This is a genomic window from Lysinibacillus parviboronicapiens (assembly GCF_003049605.2).
In the GTDB taxonomy this organism is placed as follows: domain Bacteria; phylum Bacillota; class Bacilli; order Bacillales_A; family Planococcaceae; genus Lysinibacillus; species Lysinibacillus parviboronicapiens.
The window spans coordinates 2,288,216-2,306,636 of record NZ_CP073713.1 but is presented as its reverse complement, the minus strand read 5'-3'; the positions used below and the strand labels follow the sequence as shown (position 1 = coordinate 2,306,636).

General features: G+C 36.6%; 20 protein-coding genes. 5 read left to right on the top strand and 15 right to left on the bottom strand.

All coding sequences use genetic code 11. From position 1 onward, the window contains the following. Positions 1-11 precede the first annotated feature (11 nt). Positions 12-809 (bottom strand): cupredoxin domain-containing protein, encoded by a 798-nt coding sequence (locus C9J31_RS10995; RefSeq protein ID WP_107924411.1) that lies wholly within the window; start codon positions 807-809, stop codon positions 12-14. 288 nt (positions 810-1,097) lie between these two features. Here C9J31_RS10995 and crcB point away from each other — a divergent pair, with 288 nt between their 5' ends. From crcB to C9J31_RS10980, 3 genes are read left to right on the top strand one after another with little or no spacing between them, the layout of a single operon-like run. Continuing rightward, positions 1,098-1,460: a fluoride efflux transporter CrcB gene (crcB, locus tag C9J31_RS10990; RefSeq protein ID WP_107950383.1), complete on the top strand. Its 363-nt coding sequence runs from the start codon at positions 1,098-1,100 to the stop codon at positions 1,458-1,460. Continuing rightward, positions 1,457-1,786 (top strand): fluoride efflux transporter FluC, encoded by a 330-nt coding sequence (locus tag C9J31_RS10985; RefSeq protein WP_107950385.1) that lies wholly within the window; start codon positions 1,457-1,459, stop codon positions 1,784-1,786. Before crcB ends, C9J31_RS10985 begins: the two co-directional genes overlap by 4 nt. A gap of 41 nt (positions 1,787-1,827) precedes the next feature. Next, positions 1,828-2,175, top strand: a complete 348-nt coding sequence (locus tag C9J31_RS10980; protein ID WP_107950386.1) for a hypothetical protein — start codon at positions 1,828-1,830, stop codon at positions 2,173-2,175. Positions 2,176-2,205: 30 nt separating this feature from the next. Here the strand turns inward: C9J31_RS10980 and C9J31_RS10975 are convergent, their stop codons facing one another. Beyond that, positions 2,206-2,907, bottom strand: a complete 702-nt coding sequence (locus C9J31_RS10975) for an SIR2 family NAD-dependent protein deacylase (protein ID WP_107950388.1) — start codon at positions 2,905-2,907, stop codon at positions 2,206-2,208. A gap of 781 nt (positions 2,908-3,688) precedes the next feature. Between C9J31_RS10975 and thiD the strand changes: the two genes are divergently transcribed. Next, complete coding sequence (thiD, locus tag C9J31_RS10970; protein ID WP_107950390.1) at positions 3,689-4,507, top strand: bifunctional hydroxymethylpyrimidine kinase/phosphomethylpyrimidine kinase; 819 nt, start codon at positions 3,689-3,691, stop codon at positions 4,505-4,507. 55 nt (positions 4,508-4,562) lie between these two features. On the opposite strand, the gene C9J31_RS10965 is transcribed toward thiD, so the two are convergent. Together C9J31_RS10965 and C9J31_RS10960 are read right to left on the bottom strand one after the other, a co-directional pair. Next, entirely contained in the window at positions 4,563-5,111 is a 549-nt protein-coding gene (locus C9J31_RS10965; RefSeq protein ID WP_235616265.1) for a DUF2812 domain-containing protein, read from the bottom strand. Continuing rightward, positions 5,111-5,428, bottom strand: coding sequence for a PadR family transcriptional regulator (locus tag C9J31_RS10960; protein WP_107950393.1), 318 nt, complete (start codon positions 5,426-5,428; stop codon positions 5,111-5,113). The genes C9J31_RS10965 and C9J31_RS10960 overlap by 1 nt, the downstream gene beginning before the upstream one ends. 202 nt (positions 5,429-5,630) lie before the next feature. On the opposite strand from C9J31_RS10960, the gene C9J31_RS10955 reads away from it, so the two are divergent. Then, positions 5,631-6,317, top strand: coding sequence for an ArsR/SmtB family transcription factor (locus tag C9J31_RS10955; protein ID WP_107924417.1), 687 nt, complete (start codon positions 5,631-5,633; stop codon positions 6,315-6,317). A gap of 49 nt (positions 6,318-6,366) precedes the next feature. Here C9J31_RS10955 and C9J31_RS10950 read toward each other — a convergent pair whose 3' ends face one another. The 11 genes from C9J31_RS10950 to C9J31_RS10900 all read right to left on the bottom strand — a co-directional run bounded on the left by C9J31_RS10950 (position 6,367) and on the right by C9J31_RS10900 (position 18,307). After that, positions 6,367-7,245: a DMT family transporter gene (locus C9J31_RS10950; protein ID WP_107950394.1), complete on the bottom strand. Its 879-nt coding sequence runs from the start codon at positions 7,243-7,245 to the stop codon at positions 6,367-6,369. Between the two features lie 314 nt (positions 7,246-7,559). Further along, complete coding sequence (locus C9J31_RS10945) at positions 7,560-9,038, bottom strand: Lsa family ABC-F type ribosomal protection protein (RefSeq protein ID WP_107950395.1); 1,479 nt, start codon at positions 9,036-9,038, stop codon at positions 7,560-7,562. A gap of 492 nt (positions 9,039-9,530) precedes the next feature. Next, positions 9,531-10,595, bottom strand: a complete 1,065-nt coding sequence (locus C9J31_RS10940; protein WP_107950396.1) for a Cfr family 23S rRNA (adenine(2503)-C(8))-methyltransferase — start codon at positions 10,593-10,595, stop codon at positions 9,531-9,533. Positions 10,596-10,688: 93 nt separating this feature from the next. Beyond that, complete coding sequence (locus C9J31_RS10935) at positions 10,689-10,850, bottom strand: hypothetical protein (protein ID WP_167395942.1); 162 nt, start codon at positions 10,848-10,850, stop codon at positions 10,689-10,691. A gap of 292 nt (positions 10,851-11,142) precedes the next feature. Next, positions 11,143-12,330 (bottom strand): MFS transporter, encoded by a 1,188-nt coding sequence (locus C9J31_RS10930; RefSeq protein ID WP_107950397.1) that lies wholly within the window; start codon positions 12,328-12,330, stop codon positions 11,143-11,145. Between the two features lie 280 nt (positions 12,331-12,610). Continuing rightward, positions 12,611-12,976, bottom strand: a complete 366-nt coding sequence (locus C9J31_RS10925; RefSeq protein ID WP_238602139.1) for a VOC family protein — start codon at positions 12,974-12,976, stop codon at positions 12,611-12,613. A 369-nt stretch (positions 12,977-13,345) separates the two neighbouring features. Then, the gene (locus tag C9J31_RS10920) at positions 13,346-14,215 is read right to left on the bottom strand and encodes a metal ABC transporter permease (protein WP_107950398.1); all 870 of its coding nucleotides are present in this window, start codon (positions 14,213-14,215) and stop codon (positions 13,346-13,348) included. Next, on the bottom strand, positions 14,212-15,084 hold the full coding sequence (locus C9J31_RS10915; RefSeq protein WP_107950399.1) for a metal ABC transporter permease: 873 nt from the start codon (positions 15,082-15,084) through the stop codon (positions 14,212-14,214). The genes C9J31_RS10920 and C9J31_RS10915 overlap by 4 nt, the downstream gene beginning before the upstream one ends. An 11-nt stretch (positions 15,085-15,095) precedes the next feature. Then, on the bottom strand, positions 15,096-15,824 hold the full coding sequence (locus tag C9J31_RS10910; RefSeq protein WP_107924424.1) for a metal ABC transporter ATP-binding protein: 729 nt from the start codon (positions 15,822-15,824) through the stop codon (positions 15,096-15,098). 9 nt (positions 15,825-15,833) lie between these two features. Continuing rightward, positions 15,834-16,751, bottom strand: a complete 918-nt coding sequence (locus C9J31_RS10905; protein WP_107950400.1) for a metal ABC transporter solute-binding protein, Zn/Mn family — start codon at positions 16,749-16,751, stop codon at positions 15,834-15,836. 707 nt (positions 16,752-17,458) lie between these two features. Further along, positions 17,459-18,307: a DUF2935 domain-containing protein gene (locus tag C9J31_RS10900; protein WP_107924426.1), complete on the bottom strand. Its 849-nt coding sequence runs from the start codon at positions 18,305-18,307 to the stop codon at positions 17,459-17,461. Positions 18,308-18,421 lie beyond the last annotated feature (114 nt).

The window sequence follows — 18,421 nt, the reverse complement described above, 5'->3', positions numbered from 1 at the left end:
ATGTGCCCCCTTTATTGAACAACAACCAATTTAGCTGTCATATCTCCATGACCAGCACCACAGAAAACACTACATACTATATTAAATTCTCCTGATTTTTCAGGTGTGAATTTAACTGAACCATCCTTGTCTAAATTTACATTTAAGCCTTCCACATTTACCCCATGCATACCTTCTTCGGATTTTAAAGATAGTGTTACTTCCTCACTCGCTTTTACATAAAATGTTTTCTCCCCGTTAGGGCCATGAAAATCAAAATTTTTACTAATAATTTCCACATGTTGATTCGTTTCTACAGTCGATAAATCTGCTTCTGCTGAGACGGGCTCTTCTTTTGGTACTTGCGCCACTTCATCTGACACAATCGTTAATAGTGACGGTGCAACGTTAAATGGTTTAAATTCCCCTTTTTGATCGTTATATTCGGCTGTTACTGTATAGCCAAGCGTTCCTGTTGGTGTATCTTCAGTAACAGGATAAGCTACTACCCAGAAATTATCATCACCGTGCTTGCCATATGTCATATCAAGTTTTTCGCCAGTAGATAAATGTACCTGAACTTTTGCATCTGCTACTTGCTCATTCGTAATTCCATCTAGCACATTATTACGAAAAACAATTTTGTCACCCGGTGAAAATCTACTAGCTAATACACAACCGCCTTGCTCCGTTACTGTATCGCCTGTTATAACGAGTGCACCTACTGTTTTCTCTTCCGCTTCTTTTTTTCCACTCTCATCATTGTTACAAGCATTTAATATCATCGTTGCAGCAAATAATGATATTATTATTGACTTTGTTCTTTTCATACTAAAATCCCTCCTTTAATTTTTGTCATTAGTATATATACATCTTACTCCTTCCTATTTATACTAATCAATATAATTAATAGAAAAATCTGAAAATTAAATATTTAATGTAATATTTTAATAATTTTTTCGCATTATTATTATAATTATGTTGTTATTAGAATATAATTAATGATTAGAGTAGCAGTTACATTTCTTCATTCATGAAAAAATATACATCTAGAACAATATTCATAAATTTCGTAGCATGATACACTTATTTATAAATCTTGTAAGGAGACTTTGACTTTGAAAACAATTATCGCAGTTGGCATTGGCGGATTTTGCGGAGCTATTGCTCGTTATGGTATGAGCCTTTTAATACCGAATACAGGGAATTTCCCAATAGCAACCCTCACTATAAATCTAATTGGATGTCTATGTTTAGCTTGGCTTTTTACTACTTTTGCACATCGCACACCACTTGTATTGGGCATCGGTACGGGCTTTTTAGGGGCATTTACAACCTTTTCAACATTTTCTGTTGAAACACTTTTACTGTTAGAAAATAATGACTGGATGACAGCCATTAGCTATAGTTTAATAAGTGTTCTAGGTGGCTTACTTTGTGTCGTGACTGGAGCCTGGCTTGCAAGGGGGCGTATGAAATGATTCTTGTTGGAATTGGCGGATTTTTCGGTGCACTCACAAGATTTTACTTAGGAAAATGGATTGGTAGCCCCTATCCTTGGGCAACTTTTTTCATTAATATAACCGGCGCTTTTACACTTGGTCTGTTATTTGCACTGCATCCCAGTGATTGGCTTTGGCAACTATGTGGTATCGGTTTTTTAGGTGCTTACACAACTTTTTCAACATTTGGCTTTGAAGCCCTACAGCTCATAGAAAAGAAAAAAAGTTTGCAAGCAATTGGCTACATTTGTAGTACCTTCTTATTTGGATTGCTCTTCGCAACACTTGGTTTTTTAGTTGCATAAGAGCATCCCAACTATACAGATATTAATTATGAGGTGATTTTTTGACACAGCCAACGATTGAACAACTGCAAGCACTAGAAGCCGAAATTGAACATACTTTATACACATTAATTGAACTTGAGTTGGAAGAAGCTTATTCAGAAATGAGTACACGCTTTGCGCAACTCCTAGCAGAAGTCCAAGCCGCTCATTTAATAGATTATAAGCTCGATGTTCTTGTTAACCCTGCATCATTTGACACAGAAACTCGCATTCTCCTTGAAAGTTTGATTGCAGCAAAGACTAGACCGCAAAAAAGGCATCGACTTTTAACACATCGTATGATTTTGAAAGTTTGGTTGCGTAAAAATCAGCGTTTTATGAATGAGTTTTTGCCACAAATGTTTTAGGCGCCTTTGCCCTGTCAAAGGCGCCCTCATTTATAATTGTAACTGTTGCAACACTTCTGTTATTTTCCCTTGAATGGTTACATCAAATTGCGTTGTTGTTTGCGTCACTTCCAGGTTAATATACACGGTTTTTCCATGTGTCATCGTTGGCAATTGGTTTACCGGATAAACTTCAAGGCTTGTGCCAATAACAAGCACAAGCTCTGCGTTTTCAATTTCCAGCATTGCGGTTTGCCAGCTCGTTTGTGGCAGACTTTCCCCGAAAAGCACGACATTTGGTCGTAACTTGCCCCCGCAATGGACACAGTGTTCTTTGTCTAAAAAGCTTTGCATAGTGGAAGCTCGTTGACAATCATGGCACCGAATCGTTCGTATCGAACCGTGGAGCTCCTCCACTTTATTACTACCAGCCAACTGATGAAAGCCATCCACATTTTGCGTGGCAATAAGGGATACCATTCCTTGTTTCTCCCATTTCGCTAACTTCTTATGTCCCGCATGTGGTGCGACCTTTGCTAAATTTTCAATGCGCATTTTATAAAACGCATGAAATAAAGGATAATTTTGCTCAAGTGCTTCCACTGTTGCCACTGTTCGCGGATCGATGTTTTGCCACCAGCCTGATGTCGAGCGAAAATCAGGAATACCACTTTCAGTTGACATACCAGCACCAGTTAAAATTACAGTCTTTTTTGATGATTGTAGCCACGTTCTTAGCGTTTTTATGTTCATTTCTTTGCCCCCCTGGCATCATATGGTGTGTATTTTCAGTAGTTACCTTCTTCTTTACAAAAAATGCGAAACATCGTACACATCGCAATACCCCAAAAAAGCTGACATATGATCTTACTGTTCACTATCCTTTGTGTCTCTAAATCCAAGTGATTTATGCTCCACTAAATCAGGGTTTTGACAACAATTGTTGATGGTAAAGTAGTGATTAAGCCAGCTAGAAAAACCACTACAACAACAATACTTCACACAAAAATAATCTTTTTCTGTATCATTCCCTTTCTTTTCATAACTGACCTTATAAAATCATCACATTCTGACTATTTCAAAACAACCAGAATTATTATTAGAATTATAAAATATTCAATTACATCAGGAGGTATATTTTGCAATCTACATACTAATACTTCGACAGTCGGCCAGTTTTTCCTGTGGTTTGGTGCTTCCATTTCTTTAGCAGAAATCGTAACTGGCTCACTAATCGCAACACCTAGCATGACAAAGGACTTGCAAGCCCTTTTGATTAGGCATGTTATTGGGGCTATGATTTTATGACTGGCAGCTAGGATAAGTGCGTATCGTCGTTTAACTCACTCTATGCAACAAAGATTTCCTTTGGTGCTTAGCTTTTAGGGGGCATCCCTGATCATGTTTCACTAGGGTTTACGGTGCCACTCGGTCATACATTATAGGTGTTAGTTGTTTCATTAATTATTCGTTATTTAGCTGTTGTCACTAGCCGTGCTTTTAAGAGCACAAAAAGAAGGGAAGTATATTTAACATGAAGAAAGCATGTACTATTGCTGGTTCTGCTGCTCGAGGTGGCGCCGGTATTCAAGCAGATATAAAAACATTTCAGGAGCTAGGTGTTTACGGTACATCGACTATTACCGCATTTGTTGCGACTCATCCTGAAACAAAACAAGGCATTTATACACAAGCATTAGAAGTCATTGAAGCACAGCTTCATACAATCCACTCACAAATTGGTATTGATGCCTTAAAAACAGGTATGCTATTCACAAAAGAGATTATAGAACTAATAGCAGATTGGCTACCTACAGCTAATGTCCAAAACATCGTCATAGACCCTGTCATGTTTGGTAAGGTTGGAACGGCACTTATGGAGGAAGGGGCTATGTCTTCCTTAAAAGACTATCTGTTACCACAAGCCACTATCATTACACCGAATATGCCTGAGGCAGAGTATTTACTTGGTGGCAGACAGTTGAAGTCTGTGACAGATTTACAGGATGCTGCACATGACTTACACAAACTTGGCTCTCAACATGTACTGGTTAAAGGTGGCCGTTTAAATGGTCCCGCACTTGATGTCTTGTACGATGGTGTGCGCATGCTGACACTTGAAGCACCAAGAATTGATACTATACATACAAACGGTGCAGGATGCTCCTATTCAGCTGCCATTACAGCTGGTTTAGCGCAAGGTTTATCTGTAGAACAAGCAGTAATTCAAGCTAAAAAATTTGTCACTGCGGGCATTCGTCGTGCTATTCCATTTGAAGCTGTAGCCGGTGCGATTGATCACCGTGCCTTTAAAGAAGTCGGAGAAGATAGTGTTATCATAGCCACTAAGTAGTAATAACAAAAGAACAGCTGATGAGTCGGCTGTTCTTTAAATTTGTCAATAACTATTATGAGCTATGATTTGATTTTAAGCGCATGTTTTTCCACATGTGATAGTAAACAGCACCAGAAGTCATCATTGCAGGCACAGAAATGATAAGTGAATACACGATGCATGCTTGTGCTATTTTTTGTATTGATCCGGTAGTAAATATCATGACCATCCACAGTACTAGTGTTACAGCGAGTGCTATTGACGAAACCATATTCACTGACTTAGCTAGACGCGCTAATTTATCGATAGAAGAATCTATATCACTATAAATAGGTGTAGTGCCAGGTTTAGCTTTAAAAATATGCATATCTGTACTTGAACAAACATGTGTCCAACCTCCGTATGCAAATAACTCAAAATATTCATGTTCTTCATCAGGTTGTAACTTACGATAATCAATATTATAAATGACATCGTCACTACTGCCCTTCTCTAATTCATAGCCAGCGAAGCGAAATTTTTTAAGATGCCAACCTTGAGACGCTTTTTTACTTAGTTTTTTCATATCACGATCTTCGAAAAAGGCTAATCCATATGAACTCATATATTTCTTTCGCAACATTACTTATTCCTCCTTTGTAATCCATGCTCGGCCATACTAATCATTACTTTCCTTCTTTGTATATCTGCGCGTAAAACTTCTCGCCCTTTATCAGTTATGACGTAGACCTTTCGCCGAGAATCAGATTCAGCATGTAGCTCGATAAGCTTTTCAGCTACTAGTTTTTTAATAATTGTGTAAAGTGATGCGGGTCCAATAACAAAAGTGCTGTTTGTCGTCTCCTCTATTAAACTCATCACTGCATAGCCATGCCTAGGTTCTGTTAATGCAGCCAGTATATAAAAAACAGAATCTGTTAACTGTTCTAATGATTTCATAATTACACCTCCAATATATCACAAAATGATATATCATCAAGTAATATATCATTTTGTGATATAATTAGGCAACTACAATGTGTTGTTTTGAAATGAAAAAATAAGTCTTCCTCAAACTCTCCATTGCTCATGCCGAACCTATTGTAAACAATACATACTTTTACTATAATCGAAATATGGAATGCAGAAAGGGCTGGTACACATGAGTATTAATCCAAATATGGCAGAAGTCGCTTCTCTTCTTAGTGAGGCTTCAAGAGCCACCATTTTAGCCAGTTTAATGGATGGGCGCTTTCATACAGCTAGCGAACTAGCCTTTATGGCTGCCATTAAACCACAAACAGCAAGTTTTCATCTCGCAAAGTTAGTAGAAGGTAATCTCGTTAAAGTGGAAAAACAAGGACGTCATCGCTACTTTCAGCTAGCCAATGTAGAAATCGCACAGTTTTTAGAAGCCTTTCTAACAATCTCTCCTCCGCCAGAAGTACGTTCATTAAAACAATCGAGCCAAATAAAATTGCTACAAGATGCTAGAACTTGCTACGATCATTTAGCTGGAAAATTAGGCGTACAGTTAACTGAATCGATGGTCAGCAGCGGCTATTTAAAAAAAGAAGAACAGCAATATACAATAACACCTACTGGTCAACTATTCTTTACGGAATTTGGGATTGATTTAACGGCACTCACAAGAAAGCGCCGCTCATTTTCTCATGCATGTCTAGACTGGAGCGAGCGTCGTCATCATTTGGCTGGTGCACTTGGGCAGGGACTACTGACACGTTTTTTTGATTTGGCATGGATTACACGTGTACCGTCAATTCGAGCGATTAAAGTGACTGAAAAAGGAAGACAAGGCTTTAAACAAATTTTTCATATAGATGTATAAAGAAATACCCCCGAATAGACATCATAGTGACTATTCGAGGGTATTTTGTTTAGAGTTTAGTAATAATTTTGTGTGTTGTCAAATTACGATTGACGAGATAAATCCCAACAATAATAAAGAGGCCACCAACTAATAATGAGAACTTCAATGGTTCATCTAATAATAACCAACCTGTTAATACACCGAAAAAAGGCGCTAAAAACAAAAAAGCACTCGTTTTTCCTGGGTCGCTTTTTTGCAAAAGATAATACCAACCAGCAAATTGAACGATAGACGATAAGATGGACAACCATAATAAAATCATTATAGAATGTCTATTAACAATAAAAAATGGGTCTTCAAGTAGCAAACTACCAACTAATAGTAGCAACCCGCCAAAAAGCATTTGATAGGCGGATAACACCCATGTATCAAACAGCACACCCCATTTTTTCGCTAATAGCGTAGCAATTGCCCAAAAAACTGCGGACAGAATACCAAAAATGATGCCAATTTTAAATTCAATTTGGGCACCCAAAGTAATGACCACTCCTACTAAACCTAAGATCACACCACCCCATTGATAAAAGCGATAATGAGCTTGTGAAAACACTGTTGCCAATACAACTACGAGCAATGGGTTAGTAAAAGTCAGTATAGAAGATTCACTTGCTGTAATTGTTCGTAAACTCAAGAAAATACAACCCATTACCCCTGCAGTTTGAAATGTGCCAATCGTGAAAATTTTAAACCAATTTTCTTTAGTCGTGGGGTGTGGCCTTTTTAATAGTATAACGATGATAGACATGATAACCCCTGCAAGTATAAAGCGCAGTGCTGCTAATAACAAAGGGGACGAATAAGGTAATCCTAATTTTACAATGGCAAAAGAAGAACCCATTAAAAAGGTTGTTAACAATAATAATGCAATAAACTTAAAAATATTCATGTTGTACGCTCCTATCTATAACATTGACAATCTATGACAATTATTATTATAAAAGACATACAATACAGCTTCTATCGAAGTATGGAATACATAAAATAAAAGATATGTATCCGTTGACTCCCTCATAAACCAGTATTTTACGATAAATAAAAGAATCCATTTTGAAAAAAATTTTAATCAAAATGGATTCTTTGCTAATAGATTATGGTTAGTCTTTATAAAAAAGTTTGATGATTTTAGCGATGTTCCTCAACTAAAGCACCATATAGTTTAATATCTGATTTACTGCTTGTATTTCAGTTCTTCATATAGAACTACATAGATATAGTTTTTGTTGCAACCGTTTGTTGAAATGCCTGATCATGCTCAACAATAACCATAGTAGGATTAAACCTTTGAATAAGCTCTTCAATCTGCATGCGCGAATAAATATCAATAAAATTTAATGGTTCATCCCAAATATATAAATGAGCTTTTTCACATAAACTTTTGGCTATAAGTAGCTTTTTCTTTTGGCCACCAGAATAATGCGATATATCTTTCTCAAATTGAATTCGGTCAAAATCCAACTTACGTAAGATGGATTTAAATAGCGTTTCATCAATCTCATGCTCTTCAATAAAGTCTGATAATAGTCCATTCAAATGAGAAGTATCTTGTTGGACATAGGAAATAATGAGGCCAGAACCTAAATTCATTGTGCCTGTATGCTGAATCGGACTTCCTAGAATTAGTTTAAGGATACTACTTTTTCCGCTGCCATTCTTTCCATCCAATACAATTCGGTCACCTTGTTCAACTTTAAAGCTTATTGGTTTATTCACTATTTGGTCATCGTACTTAACAGATACATCAGCCAAAACAATCAATTCATTTGACTGAAAATCCAATGGTTCTAATTTTAATGAATCCGTTTTTTCCACATTTTTTAGCAGTTTTGATTTTTCCTCAATAGCTTTTTGTTGCCTTGATTCAAGGTTCTTTGCTCTCTTCATCATCTTTGCCGCTTTATGGCCTACAAATCCTTTGTCTAACTTAGAGCCCGAATTCGTTGTCCCATTTTTAGAAGCTTCCACTTGATTAGACCAACTTGCTGAACGCTTTGAAGACTGTTTTAATCTCCCTATGTCTTTTTGTAGACGTTGATTTGTTGCCTCTTCGTGTTCCTGCTGTCTATCAAAATTTAACTTCCAAGAAGAATAGTTTCCACTTTGAACTTCGATATTTGCCCTATTTATAGATAAGATATGGTCAACACATCCATCTAAAAAGATTCTGTCATGTGAAATTAAAATAAACCCTTTTTTCTTTCTTAGATACTCAGAGACCATCTTTCGTGCATCAGTGTCTAGATGGTTGGTTGGCTCATCTATTAAAAGAAATTGACCTTCAGTCAAAAAAAGTGCAGCAAGCAACACCTTTGTTTGTTCTCCATTTGATAATGTTTTAAATGGTCGGTACATGACCTCGGCATCAACATCTAGATAGGATATTTCACGAAGAAATTCCCAATCTTCTGCTTGGGGACAAATTTCTTCAAGGATTTCATGAGTATACTTATTTTTATCCGAAACTGGACAAGGGAAATAATTAAATTCTACCGACGAATTGATTTTCCCACTATACTCATAATTCCCTAATAATAAATTAAAAAATGTTGTTTTACCTCGGCCATTTCTACCGATAAATCCAAGTTTCCAATCCGTATCTATTTGAAAGTCTACATCTTCAAAAATATTATCAAAGCTACCTGGATAAGAAAAAGTTAAGTTTTGAACTTGTATCATTGACATGATAATTCCTCCTTTGTATATCAACGCTTTTTACTTTTTATACAAAGTCGGCATATCCATCTATTGTAAATTTCTCCGTATAAGTTTGATGGATATTAACGACTTATACGGAGTGTTACATGCGTAACAATAGTGTCTGAATCGCTCATTTCTCTCTCTCCTTTATTTATTAGATTACAGTTACAAATGAAAAATATGGGTCTTAACCATGAGAGAATAAAAAATCCTCCCAATTTCTCGTAATTGGAAGGATTAGTCTTTCACTTATATTAAATAAGTTCTTTTTTTGCCAGTGGAATCATGACAAATAAAGTTTAAACTGATTTATAAAAATGGACAGACTAATCCTATATTTTGACGTTTGAAGTTATTTATTTCAAATAAAAATATAGTTTAGTTAATCATTGTCCATCCATCAGTCCTCTCATAATTGTAATTTTATATTACCAAATTTTATTCTCGAATACAATTCAGCATCCTCTTCACCTTAAATTACTGCTTGTTGCTCTTTTGATAATTTCCATACAATTGACCACAGGCAGCATCTATATCGATGCCAAATTGACTTCTAATGGTCACATTAATACCTGATGATTTTAGTTTTTTGTAAAAATTAGCAACATGACCTTCATCAACTTCACCAAATCTTAAAGGAGAACTGACAGTGGGGTTATATCTAATTAAATTTACATGATATAAACGTCCTTCTTTATATCGACCTTTTAATAGACTTACGACTTCTTTTGCATGGTCAATAGAATCATTCACACCAGGTAGTATAATATAAGCAATATATACTTTTCTGGATGTTATTCGAATATGATTATCTAATGTGTCCATAACATCTAATAATGGATACCTATCATTAATCGGCATCAACTTACTTCGTTGTTCATTAAAAGGAGAATGTAACGAAAATGTCAAATTGACTTGCGGATAATTCACAGTCATTTTTTTTATACTTGGAATAATACCAATAGTTGAAATAGATATCCTACGGGGACTTAAAGCAAACAGCGTAGGATCAGTGAGGACATCTAAGGCATCAAAAACTTGTACATTAGCTAACGCTTCACCCATCCCCATAAAGGAAATACTATCAATTGAGTGACCTTGTAAGTAAAAATGGAGGATTTGGTCAGTTATTTCATCTGATGTCAAATTTCTTTTTAATCCAATGTCCCCTGTTGCACAAAATTTACACCCAAAATTACATCCGCACTGAGAAGATATACAAAATGATTCCCATCCAGCTTTATATTTCATATTTACCGTTTCTATTTTTTCGTTTCCTGAAATTTCAAATAAAACTTTAGTGACTTGCTCAGAATGTTGTTCCTTTAAAAGGGCCACCTCTAAAATAGACTCGCCAAATTCCTTAACTAAAATTTCTCTTAACGAATTTGGAAGTACATTCATTTCGTTGAATTTATTTATTCTCTCTTTAAAAATGGCGTTCAATATTTGTTTCATTCTAAAATTAGGGTAATGATGTTCCCTTAAGAATTCTTTTATTCTTCTATACTTATTGTTTAGGTTTAAATGCACCTTTCTCATCCTTTCATATGACTCTCTAGTTTGATAGGAGTAAATAGAAAGGAGTTGTCTATCCCTTAAGTTAAAAATAAACGCAAAAAAGCATCGACAGAATTATCGGTGCAAAACTTCAATGAAACGATGTAGAGGTAAAGCGCCGATAACTGTTTTTATACGGTTGTTTAGCATAAAAAAGGACAGACTACTCCCTTTGTCAGCTAAAACATTTCCAATTTTTACGTTTTTACCAAACAGAATTCTAAAAACGGTTAACATTGCTTGCACCTCCCTTTGCCAAATTTATTATCGAGTAATTTAACATAAAAGTTATTATATGTAAAGTTCAAGTCAGGGATTATTGTAACACAAACCTGCGTGTATAGAAAAAAATCTGTTAAAAAGTTTTTTTAAAATCGTAGTCTCTTCTAGCACAATAGCGTGTATTAAAATATTCTACAACTCCCTATAAATTTCCACGAAATGGCCTGATAGTAGCATAAGAAAAAAACCCTGCATCGCAACACAGGATTTTTAATCAAACATTATTATAATCTTATGGACACATCACTTACTGTACTTGCATAATCACATTCTTTTTCTTTGAAAATAGTAAAAAAGAAATGGTTAAACTTAAACTAATAATCCCGAAAACAAGGCCCATTCCACTTAAGCCAATTAAATCGAGCATCATCCCTGTTGATAATAGAACTACTTGAAAGATTACTGAATCAATCATATTGCGGAATGAAAAGAACCGTCCATGATACTCTTTGGGTACTTGATTTTGAAAAATCACCATTGTCGTTGGGAAAAAACAGCCTACAGAAAAACCAAATACGGCAAAAGTCAGCAAAGCTAGGAAGGCCACATCAGCAAATAAAAACATGAGCTCCATTGCCCCAATCACAAAAGCAAGCGAAAATAATAATGTCGCAATTTTTACTCGATCTGATATAAATCTCAGTCCTGCCGCACCTAACATAAAGCCGATGCCTTCTACTGTATACAATAACCCAGAAATAGTCGTGGACTGATGAATTTCCGATATTTTCATAATGACTAAATTAAAGGACCCTAAAAATAGAGTGGGTATTAACATTAATACAAGTGTCATTAACACAACTGGGTGCTCTTTTAGCATCGGCAACACTTCCTTAAAGCCACCTTGTTCCTTATCCTTGATAGACTGATTGGCTGTTTCATGTAATTGCAAGCCATTGGTAATGAAAAACATGATGATATAGACAATCAGTGAAATGATATAGAGCCATTTCAATTCAAAGTAACTTAACATTAATCCTGCTGCCGCCGTTCCGACAATTCTAGAAACTGTCCGAGCATTCATTTGCCATGCATTCAATGTCAGTAAATCTTTGTTGTTGACAACCATTGGAATAATCGATTGTAAGGCAGGCATATAAAATGCCGCCGCTATTTGCAGGGTGATTAGAAAAATTACCATCCACATGACCGAATTCGTATAAAGTGCTGCAAACATAAAGAGTACACTGACAATTCGTCCCATACTCGCCCACTGTATCACTGTTTTTTTCTTTGTTTGGTCAATAATACGTCCTGCAAGTGGACCTACGATAAAGCCTGCTAACACACCGATAGAAATGATTAATGACTTATGAAAGTCAGATGGCACAACTTCCTGCATAAAAGCAAGATTCCCTATAATCCCAGCCCACAAGCCAAGACCTACTACAAATTCCCCTAATAAAATGATCCATACATTGCGATTTCGCCACATGCTATTTCTCCTTGTTGTCTACAGTCGATTTTAATAACACCCATCGTATCAAAATTCTAATTATACGTACATACTTAATACTTGTATATTTTTCATCTAGTGACAGGCATAATGTTAAACATTAGCCATTCAAGATGTCTCTTTTAATTTTACTATGTATAAATTTTGAAGATTCATATGACGAGCGTTATGAGCAAGATATATTTAGTTCTTATACCAATTTTTTAAGGACATCATCGTAAACACTTCATCCTCATCTAGTCTTAAAGGCGCTATTAATTCAGTGGATTACCATCGAAATCAGCAAAATAAATTGCTGCGTGTGCATGTGGATGATTTGGCAATACCAGTGGTTGTTGCTCTGGTGAAAAAAAATGCTGTTCAAAATTTCAATATCAATAGATTGTAACCAGTCTTTCACATGCTCAAAATCATCCTTATCCATTTTAAAAGCAATATGGCGATTAGACGGATGGTACGCTAGGTGTGCATTGTCACTTTCCCATAGACCTAGCCAGCTTTCCTCTTTGTCTATCCACAAAAATGCCAGCTTTTCTTGGACATAAGCAAGCTCAAGTCCTAATTTTTTGTAGAACTCGATAGATTTTTGTAAATCACTTACCGGCCAATGTGCTTCATATATCATCCGATATACAGTATACTATTCATGGTGGAAATAGTAATCATGCAAAAGTTTGAATATGCAACATGTTACTGTTTATGATTTTTAATCATTAAAAAGAAGCTGAGACAAAAGAGAGAAAGTGTTAGATTGACTGATGTCGATCTAACACTTTTTTGCTGTGAACGTTGATGTCCACTACGGCGGACGCTTTCCGGGGGCGTGTCCTGAGCCTGTAGTCTCAGGCGTCACGCTAATCCCCAATGAGTCGCCGCCTTCGCTACCATCAACTAGTGCTCTCCTAAATTTTTCTTCATTTTAGATAACAAAAATTTAATAATACATTTGCTGCTCTTTCTATATAAAGTTTTGTCTCATCCTCTTTTCGTGTTTTTACATACTTTCTAATTTACTTACAAGCGTCTTTCTTCTATGTTCGATGATTTTTTGACTGCATAACGTGACGACAAATAGTAGACCGACCGTCGCCGCCATCATGCCCGCTATTGATGTATCCCAATACTTTGCTAAATAATAACCAACAATGGACGCCGCAGCACCAAAAAGCATACTAAAAATGAACATTTGTTTAATCGTTTTACTAAATAAATAGGCGGTTGCCGAAGGTCCAATTAACATCGCAACAACTAATATCGCTCCAACGCTATCAAAGGCGGCAACTGTTGTAAACGAAATAGAAGTCATAAAACCATAATGTAGGAATACGACCGGAATCCCTATAGATGCAGCATATACCGGATCAAAGGTGGCGAGTTTCATTTCCTTAAAGAATAATAACAAGAATGCGATATTTATCAGTAACACGAGCAACAACATCCAAACAGCTTTTGGCATTGTTACAGCAAACAATGTCCATCGATCCCAAGGAACAAATGCAATTTCACCCATTAGCACATGCTCCACATCTAAATGAACATTTCCTGCAAACAAGGTGATCAGTAGTACTCCAGCAGCAAACAATGACGTGAACACCACACCAATCGCTGCGTCTTCCTGGATACCAGATGAATGTAGTAATTGAACGAGATACGCTGTTAATATCCCTGCTATTGCAGCGCCAACAAGCATCCAAAAGCCATTTAATGTTTGTGTAATGATAAATGCCATGACAATACCGAATAATACGGTATGACTAATCGCATCTGCTATCATCGACATTTTACGCAATATTAGAAATACGCCAGCTATGCCGCATGTAATGCCGACTAAAAGCCCTGTTACTACAACCCAAAATTCAATCATCTTACATCACCTTGCTTTCGGAACTGCATTTTTCTACGAAATTTATTGATTTGACCCGCTGGACTGATGAAATAAGATACAAAGAAGATGGTGGATGCTACTAATACTATAATCGGCCCTGTAGATAAACCCGTCCGAATGGCACTTATAAAAGTTCCTGTAATCCCAGAAATACCACCAATAGCAGCACTAAGTATAAGCATTGAACTCAATTTATTGGTCCACAGCTTCGCGCTAGCAGCCGGAATGATTAATAACGCTGACATTAAAATAACGCCCACAGCCTGAATGCCTGTTACAATTGTCATGACAATTAGCACAGTTAATGTTGCTTTTAGCGCTTCAATCGGTAGTCCGATTCCTTTTGCATAGACGGGATCAAAGATTAGAAGCTTCCATTCTTTATAGAGCAATAGGCTAACCAGTATAATAATTGTGGCACTTAAAAATAACCACAGTAAATCAGATTTTGTCATTGTCGCTGCTTTACCAAATATAAAATTATTTAGACCACTTTGATTTCCTATCGGGCTACGATTGACAATTGTTAAAAATACGACACCTATCCCAAAAAATACAGTTAACACTAAACCAATGGCTGCATCTGCTTTCATTTTGGAAAATGACACAATCCACTGTATACAATAAACAGATAATGCAGAAGTAATTGCTGCACCGATCATCAAAATCGGTAGCTCTTTTTGTCCTGTTAGTAAAAAGGCGAGCGCAATACCAGGCAATGCAGCATGTGCTGCTGCATCGCCCACTAAACTTTGTTTTTGAAGAAAGGAGAAGGTGCCTGTAATCCCTGCTGCAATTCCAAGTAACATTGTACCTACTAGTACCCAAAGCAAGTTACCACTTAACATAACTCTCCCCCTCACATGCCTTGCATCATGAATAGCCTACCACCATACGTTTTTTGTAGTTGTTGTGGTGTGAAAACCTCTTCAGTTGCACCTGATGCTAAAATTGTTTTATTTAGTAGTATTGTATAATCAAAATACTCTTTCACAGTTTGTAAATCGTGATGTACAACGAAAATGCTTTTACCCTGTGCTTTTAAATTTTTCAAAATATCTATAATCGTTTTCTCTGTTGCCGCATCCACTCCCGCAAAGGGCTCATCTAAAAAATAGACATCAGCATTTTGAGCAAGTGCTCTTGCTAAGAAGACTCGTTGTTGCTGGCCACCGGATAGTTGACCGATGGAACGCTCAGCAAAATCTTGCATACCTACACTGGCAAGTGCTTGCTGTGCGAGTAACTTATCTTGTTTAGATGGTCTTTTAAACAAGCCCGTATGTCCGTAACGTCCCATCAACACAATATCTAGTGCATTCGTTGGGAAATCCCAATCGACTGCATTACGTTGAGGCACATACCCTACCACTAAATTTTTCGGCTCAAATATCTCCCCAAGAATTTCCACTTTACCAACCTTATTTGGTAATTGGTTGAGTATGGCCTTTAAAAAGGTTGATTTCCCCGCTCCATTCGGGCCAATGATGGCTGAAAGGCGACCTATTGGTACCGTAACATTTGCGTTATCTAGAACTGTTTTCTTATCATAAGCGACCGATAAATTTTCAACTGTTAATGCATTCATGATTATCACCTACTTCAGTGCATCGACAATTGTGTCGATGTTATGTTGGTACATGCCAATGTATGTACCTTCTGTTGTACCTTCAGCGCCCATTGCATCAGAGAATAACTCCCCGCCAATCACAATGTTGTGACCTTTTTGTTTGGCCCCCTCAATAACAGCGTTCATCGCTTTGTCAGATACACTTGACTCTACAAAAATAGCCTTAATATTGTTCTCTACTAAAAAATCTACCATTTCTTGCACATCTTTCACCCCATATTCAGAATCTGTACTAAGTCCTTGCAAGCCACGCACGTCAAATCCCTGACTAGCACCGAAATAATTGAACGCATCATGGGCTGTTACTAAAATTCGTTGATCCTCTGGAATTTCACTGCCACGATCTTTGGCGTAAGTTTGTAATTCCTCTAATTTTTTTAAGTAAGCTGCTTCGTTGGTTTCGAAGTCTGCTTTGTATGCTGGATATTCTTCTGCCAGTGTATCGCTTATCGCAGCGACAACTTGCTTCCATAACTCAATGTTAAACCAAATATGTGGATCATGAAGCATGGCATCATTGTCACTGGCAAGTAGGTGCTGCTCATCTAATTTCTCACCAACGGCAAGCACCGTTTTGTCTTTTGCCATTTGCTCAAAAATATCGAGCATTTGCCCCTCTAAATGGAGACCATTATAAAAAATGACTTCGGCCTTATCTAATTTTGTTAAGTCACTTTGTGTTGCCTTGTATAAATGTGGATCTACTCCAGGCCCCATCAGTGCTGAAACTGTTAAATGGTCACCGCTTATTTCTTTAATGGCATCCGCAATTTGCCCTGTTGTGGCAACAACAACTCCTTCTTTTTCTTCTTCAGTAGCAGCACTTTGTGCGTTGCATCCGAAAAGTAATAATGATAAACCAAGTACACCTAAAAAACGTTTCATGCTTTACCTCTTTCTATCTCTATTTATTTAATAATGCCTTTCTTCAGAAGCTGGCGCCAGCTCATCCAAAAGACCATTATAGAAATCCCAGCCCCGACTGAATGAGTCGTTTTCCACAATATCGTTAAAATCACTAGTATCCCTAGCGGAAGGAACGTTGATTTGACATCATCTAAGTCTTTCATTCACTCACTCTTCTTTCTCGAACGATATTTTGTTTCCTTTAGGAAAAATATATGCTTAATCGAAAGAATAATCAACCTTTTTCTAAAATTAATTTTTTATGTTCATCGTGATATACATACAAACCGTATTGTATAAACGTATATAACATTAGCTCATATACATTTTTATTCACGTGTTGTCCAGATGACGTCGCGCTCAAAAGGAAGGGCTTGTCCCATATCGGGCAAGTCTGGATAATAAAAGGGGGCGTAAGTGATACATGAAAAAATAATCTTATGAAGTAAGAAAGAGCATTCGAGAGTACGGTTGGGGAATGTTGCATGTTAGGGCAAGCAAAGAAATGGCGACATAAAAAAGCCTAACTTCTCGTAAATATTTCGAGAAATCAGACTAGAGAATTTCCTTTTATAATTGTTCATTCAGTTAAAAACAAAACGCATAATTATACAACCCTATCATTACTTATGTCTCAATAAAAACTTAGCAGTCCCATCTCTTTAACATTATTAAATGCTAAAACTTTAACTCGGAAATTCCTTTTTCCCAGTAAGATGAGCCTCAAACAGGTCGATAATTTCAAGAAAATGTTCCGCCTCACGGAAAACATGGTCTGCTAATAACGGATGAATAATGCTTTTTATCTTGCATTCTTCGATCAGGTCTCGCGCGGTTTTCTTAAAATCACGGAGAGATACTACAGAAACACGATTTTGATCAAGGAACTGGTCCAATAGTGGCACTGTCTGCGATTGTGGTTTCATGCTTTCTAAATCTCTTGCTTGAAACAATAATTCATCAAAATCATTGCTAAATTCTCTTGCCATATCAACAAGTTTTCTTTCAGAAGGATCAAGAAGGTGGCCTATAAATTTTGCATGATCGGCCATGATTCTTAGATAAAAAACGTTCTCTTTGATGATTTCATCAGCAAGGGGTTTCAGTTTTCCTTCATTTAATTCAATTAATCTTTTTCTAAAATAATTGGCCTCACGACTAGTATGATCCACTAATAAGGGGAAATTATTTGCCCCTGGCAACTGACAAGTGAGTATTAACCCTAACACTTTCCGTTTAAAAGCAAATATATTTGTCGCAGCTATTTGAACTTCTGTATTAAATCTTCTCATTTGTTCTGGATCTGTCTGGTTGGTCAAATTATAAGATTGCTGTTCAATCTTTTCGAACAAATAATAATATTGATTTGCTTCATTTATTAATTGTGTATCTTCACATCTAAACCCTAATCGAAGGAATAGCGAATGTTCCTTCATAATCCTTGACCAAAATCGAATTTCTTCTAAAGAACGAGCAACAAACATGGATGGTGTAATACGATTATGAGCGTCCGGTAACTCTTCATTCCATTGCATCCGTTAGTCTCCCCCTAAAATAAGCTCTTACTCCAACATATTCTCAATGCAGTTGTCTTTATGTCTTAACAATAGGCACTGTTAAACAATAATGTTAGTTTCTCGCATAGAAAA